This window comes from Candidatus Protofrankia datiscae, from assembly GCF_000177615.2.
GTDB classification, from domain to species: domain Bacteria; phylum Actinomycetota; class Actinomycetes; order Frankiales; family Frankiaceae; genus Protofrankia; species Protofrankia coriariae.
Genome location: NC_015656.1, coordinates 39,727 through 45,170 on the forward strand (window position 1 = coordinate 39,727; position 5,444 = coordinate 45,170).

4 protein-coding genes are annotated in these 5,444 nt (G+C 70.3%); 1 reads left to right on the plus strand and 3 read right to left on the minus strand.

Annotation, left to right across the window (positions count from 1 at the left end; genetic code table 11):
* Positions 1-196: 196 nt before the first annotated feature.
* From FSYMDG_RS00175 to FSYMDG_RS00185, 3 genes are all read right to left on the minus strand, one after another.
* On the minus strand, positions 197-1,012 hold the full coding sequence (locus FSYMDG_RS00175) for an ATP-binding cassette domain-containing protein (RefSeq protein ID WP_043604282.1): 816 nt from the start codon (positions 1,010-1,012) through the stop codon (positions 197-199).
* Between the two features lie 130 nt (positions 1,013-1,142).
* Positions 1,143-2,222 (minus strand): FecCD family ABC transporter permease, encoded by a 1,080-nt coding sequence (locus tag FSYMDG_RS00180; RefSeq protein ID WP_043602608.1) that lies wholly within the window; start codon positions 2,220-2,222, stop codon positions 1,143-1,145.
* Positions 2,223-2,321: 99 nt separating this feature from the next.
* Positions 2,322-3,320 carry a FecCD family ABC transporter permease gene (locus FSYMDG_RS00185; protein ID WP_043602609.1) on the minus strand — a complete coding sequence of 333 codons (999 nt, stop codon included), beginning with the start codon at positions 3,318-3,320 and terminating at the stop codon, positions 2,322-2,324.
* 380 nt (positions 3,321-3,700) lie between these two features.
* Here FSYMDG_RS00185 and FSYMDG_RS00190 point away from each other — a divergent pair, with 380 nt between their 5' ends.
* The gene (locus tag FSYMDG_RS00190; protein ID WP_202797651.1) at positions 3,701-4,684 is read left to right on the plus strand and encodes an iron-siderophore ABC transporter substrate-binding protein; all 984 of its coding nucleotides are present in this window, start codon (positions 3,701-3,703) and stop codon (positions 4,682-4,684) included.
* Positions 4,685-5,444: the final 760 nt, after the last annotated feature.

Consider the following 5,444-nt stretch of genomic DNA (forward strand, 5'->3'; position numbering starts at 1 on the left):
ACGTGGACAGCCGCTTGGCGCCCTTCGCGGGTGGGAAATTCGGTAGAAGATTAGTTAAGGTAACCTTACCTAATCTTTATCGACATGTCCGCTTGAGTCCCGGACATCCCGCCGGCGCCCGCTCGGTGCCCATCCGTCATCCGTCATCCGTCATCCGTCGGCTGTCGGCCGCTCGGGGCCGGACCGGCCGCAGGCCTCAGGACTTCAGGGCGGCGGCCGGCCTCGGGCTGTGGTGGCGTCCCATCGGGATGACCAGCGGGGTGCCGCTGACCGGGTCGGCCACCACCTGGCAACGCAGGCCGAACACCTCCTCCACCAGCTCGGCGGTCACCACCTCGGCGGGTGGCCCCTGGGTGACGATGCGGCCGGAGCGCATCGCGATCATGTGGTCTGCGTAGCGGCACGCCTGGTTCAGGTCGTGCAGGACCATCACCACCGTGCGCTTCTCCCGCCGGTTCAGGTCGACGACCAGGTCGAGGACGTCGATCTGATGGGCGAGGTCCAGGAAGGTCGTCGGTTCGTCCAACAGCAGCACGGGGGTGCCCTGGGCCACCGCCATCGCGATCCACGCCCGCTGGCGCTGGCCGCCGGAGAGCTCGTCCACCGGCCGGCCGGCCAGCTCCAGCATGGCCGTCGCCCGCAGCGCATCGGTGACGGCCTGTTCGTCCGCGGCGGACCACTGGCGCCACCAGGTCTGGTGCGGGGAACGGCCGCGGCCGACCAGGTCGACCACGGTCAGCCCCGCGGGCGCGACCGGGGACTGCGGGAGGATCCCCAACTGCCGGGCGACCCGCCTGGTCGGCATCGAGTGGATGGAGCGCCCGTCCAGGTGCACCGCGCCCGCCCGCGGGCGCAGCAGCCGGGCCAGCGCACGCAGCAGCGTGGACTTGCCGCAGGCGTTGGCGCCGACGATCACACTGATCCGGCCGGCGGGGACGACCAGGTCGAGGTCGTCGACGACCACTGTGCTGCCGTAGGCCAGCCGCAGCCCGCTCGCCCGCAGCTCGGGCAGGCCCGGGCCACGCTCGTCCGTGGGGCTGCCGTCCGTGGCGGTGCCGCTCGTGGGGCGGCTGCTCGTGGAGCCCGTGTCGGGGAGGTCAGCCGGTGCCGTCGGCCAGGATGGTGGCTGGAACGTCACGGGATCAGCCTCCGGAGTCGGTGCGGTTCGCCCGGCCGAGCAGCCAGAGCAGGAACGGTGCGCCCAGCACGCCGGTCACCACGCCGACCGGCAGTTCGGTTTCGGACAGGAGCTGGCATCCGATCAGGTCGGCGGACAGCACGATCAGTGCTCCGGCGAGACCGGAGGCGAGCGGGGGCGGCCAGGCGAGGTTCGCCAGCCGCTGCGCGATCTGCGGGGCGGCCAGCGCCACGAAGACGATCGGCCCGGCCGCGGCGGTAGCGAAGGCGACCAGTCCGACCGCTGTGATCATAAGTGCCAGCCTGGTGCGCTGGACCGGGACCCCCAGCCCGGACGCGACCTCGTCGCCGAGCTGGAGGGTGCGGGTGACCCGGCCGAGCGCCAGCGCGACCGGGGCGAGCACGGCCATGGCCAGCGCCAACGGGCGGGCCTGGTCGAAGTTCCTGCCGTTGAGGTTGCCGACCAGCCAGCCCAGGGCCTGCCCGGCCTCGGCAAGGCGGGCCCTGGCCAGCAGGTAGTCGGTGGCGCTGCTGCACAGCCAGGACACCCCGATGCCCACCAGGATGATCCGGTATCCGGAGGTGCCGCCCTTCCAGGCCAGCAGATAGATCACCAGCGCTGTGGCGAGGCCGCCGATCAGGCCGAGCAGCTGGCTGCCGAGGCCGGCACCGAAGCCGAGCACGATGTCCGCGACGACCGCGGTCTGCGCGCCGGCGGTTATCCCGATCATGTCGGGGCTGGCGAGCGGGTTACGGGTCATGGTCTGGAACACCGCGCCGGAGATGCCGAAGGCGACACCGACGAGAAGCCCGACCAGGGCCCGAGGCAGCCGGAGTTCACGCACGACGAACAGCGCTCCGGGGTCCCCTGACCCCCACAGCGCCGGGACGACCTCGGCGATGCCGATCGGATAGTCACCGAACGCGATCCCCAGGCAGAAGACGGCGAACGCGGCGGCGGCCAGGACGGCACAGACCGTCACCAGCCGTGGCCGCAGCACGGCGGACGCGGCGGGCCGGGCCAGCCGCACGGCGGTGCGGCCGCCGACACGGCTCAGGCTGAGCGGACCGTAGGTCGTGGTCACGGCTGTGCTGGCCGCAGCCGTGGAGGCAGCTGTGGCCGCAGCCGCGGAGGTGGCCGCGGACACTGGCCTGCTCGTGCTCGTGGTCGGGGTGGCCATCGGCTAGAGCTCCGCGAGACGCCGGCGGCGGACCAACATGACGAAGAACGGCGCGCCGAGGAAGGCGACGATGATGCCGACGTTGATCTCCTGTGGGCGGGCGACCACCCGTCCGACCACGTCGGCCGCCAGGATCAGGCAGGAGGCCAGCACCATCGAGGTCGGCAGCAGCCACCGGTGGTCGGCCCCCGCGATCATCCGGGTGGCGTGCGGGACGACCAGTCCGATGAAGACCAGCGGTCCGGCCACGGCCACGGCACCCCCGGTGAGTACCGTCACGGCGACGGCACCCTGCAACCGGATGAGGCCGACCCGCCGGCCGAGGGCGGCGGCGACGTCGTCGCCGAGCGCGAGGCTGTTCAGCCCGGGCGCGAGCCTGAGCGCGAGCACCACCCCGGTCAGGACGAACGGCGCGGCCTGCGCCACGAGCGTGCCGTCGCGGCCCGCGATGGATCCCGCGGACCAGTACCGGTAGCGGTTCAGCGCCTCCGGGCTGGTCAGCGCGATGGCGCTGGTCAGCGAGCCGAGCAGGGCGGTCACCCCGACCCCGGCCAGGGCGAGTTTGACGGGGGTCGGGCCGGAGCGCCCGGCGGCGCCCAGCAGGTACACGAGCACGCTGGCGGCCAGAGCGCCGGCGAAGGCGAACCAGATGTAGCCGTAGAGCGAGGTCAGCCCGAACGCCGACACGGACAGGACGACCGCCAGCGTGGCACCGGCGCTCACCCCGAGCAGCCCGGGATCCGCCAGCGGGTTGCGGGTCAGCGTCTGCATGATCGTGCCGGCGAGACCGAGGGCGGCGCCGACGAGCAGACCGAGCAGGGTGCGTGGGACGCGCAGCCCCCACACGATGGCCTCGACGTCCCCGTCGTCACGATGGATCAGTACTCGCAGGACCTGGTCCAGTGGTACCGGTCGGCTACCGATGGCGATCGACAGGGCGCACAGGAGCGCCAGAACGCAGAGGGAGGCCCCCAGCAGGACCGGTCGCCGTGCCGGGTGCAACCCCCGCCGTCCCGAAGCGGCCCGGGGAGCGGGCCTTCCTGTGACCGGCCCGTCCGCCGGCGTGGCGCTCGTCGGAGCAGTGCCTGTCGGAACGGAGTTGGGTGGGGCGGTCGTCCCCGTTGATGCGACTCGGAGCCTGTTGGTCACGCGGTCCTCATGGTCACAGAATCTTAGGGCAGGTATACCTAAACCATCAATCGGTGGGAAGTCCTTGTTATTTAGGTAAATATTACCTTAGTATGCGCTCCGCCGGATATCGGATCCGTGGCCTTCGGGCCATGTGTCCGGCTGAACCCGAAGAGGAGCAGATGTTCACTACGCCGCCGCGTGCCGCGCGCGTTCCCACCGTTTCCTGCTTACTACAGTGTGTAGTTGTCTTCGTGGCGATCGCGCTGGGGCTCGCCGCCTGCGGCAGTGACAAGACGGGCGCTGCGAGTCCCCGGCCGTCGTCCGTCCACAGCGGCCAGAGTGCGTTTCCGGTCACAGTCGCTCACAAGTACGGCTCGACCCGGATCACCGCCCAGCCCACCCGGGTCGTCGCGGTCGGCCTGACCGACTCCGAGCCGCTGCTCGCACTCGGCGTGAAGCCGGTGGGCGTCGTCGACTGGTTCGGGGAGCGCCCCTACGGCAACTGGCCGTGGAGCGGGAAGCTGTGGGCGGGGACGGCTCCGGAGATCGTCGGCGAGCGCGGCGAGCTCAACTTCGAGAAGATCGCGGCTATCAGACCGGACCTGATTCTCGCGCTGTACTCCGACATCACCCAGGAGCAGTACGACACCCTCTCCAAGATTGCTCCCACCGTCGCCCAGTCGAAGGAGCATGACGACTTCGCCACCCCGTGGAAGGAGATGACTCGCACCGCCGGCCAGGCGGTCGGTCTGGAGAGCAGGGCCAACGACCTGATCGCCGCCATCGACAAGAAGTTCGCGGACGTGCGTCAGGCCAACCCGGACTTCGCGGGTAAGACAACGGCCATCGTGGACCCATACGAGCCGGGGCAGTATGCGGTGTTCTCACCCAACGATCCCCGGTCGGTGTTCATGTCGGAGATCGGTTTCAAGGTGCCCGACCAGATCGGCCAGCTCGCCGGGCCGGAGTTCGCGGCCGAGATCAGCTCCGAACGGCTGGACATCGTCGACGTCGACCGGCTGCTGTTCGTCACGGACGCGTCCGACGCCGAGGCGCGGGTCAAGGCGGATCCCGTCTACAACCGGCTGAAGGTCGCCAGGGAGGGCCGGGCGCTGTTCGTGCCGTACGCCGACCCGCCGGTGGGCACCGCACTGACCTTCAACAGCGTGCTCAGCATCCCCTACGCCATCGACCAGTTGGTGCCGCTGCTGAAGACGCCCGGCTCAGCCGGGTAGCGACCCCGCGGGCCCGCCGGCTCGGCTCCCGCGTCTGCCGGATCGACGTCGTCGGTCCGCGGCGGAGCCGATCCGGCGGCACCCCGGGAAACCGGGAGCCGGGTGTGGCGGGCTGGCCGCCCAACGGCCCTGCTGATCGACTGATGGCGACCGATAGGGACCGATGGTGACCGACAAGGTCAAAAGTTGGTATATGCGACTGTTTTGCTCCGAGTCAGGAAAATTGGCCAGACTTCTCTTTAGGTAATGATTACTTTAATATCTGCTCTCGTGTGCCCCGGGTTGCGGCCTGAGCGGGGCCCGCATCCCGGGCGCGAGTGCCAGCAAAGATCAGAAATTGGAGATCGGAAAGGCGGGCTCTGGCGGTCCTGTCTCCGTCAGGGCTTCTGGCCGCATGCCAGGAATGCCGATCGCGTGCTCGGAAGCTCACGATCGGCGATCGATTCTGTCCGACAGTCATCGCTGTCGGACAGCCGGTGCTGTCGGAACTGCTGTGGAGGCGTGGTTATCGGTGTCCGGTAACGAAGTGGTGACCGACGTGCGGACCGCCGATGGTGGGTACGGGGACGCCGGCCAACCGGTCTCCGGGGCGCTGGCAGGGGGCGATCCGCAGGGCGCGCCGGGGGGCGGGCCGCGAGGCGAACTGTCGCCGCGGGAGCGGCGGCGGATCCTCGTCGAGTGGAACGACACCGCGTGCCCGGTTCCGCCGGGGACGCTGCCCGAGATGTTCGAGACGCAGGTGCGCCGCGACCCCACCGCC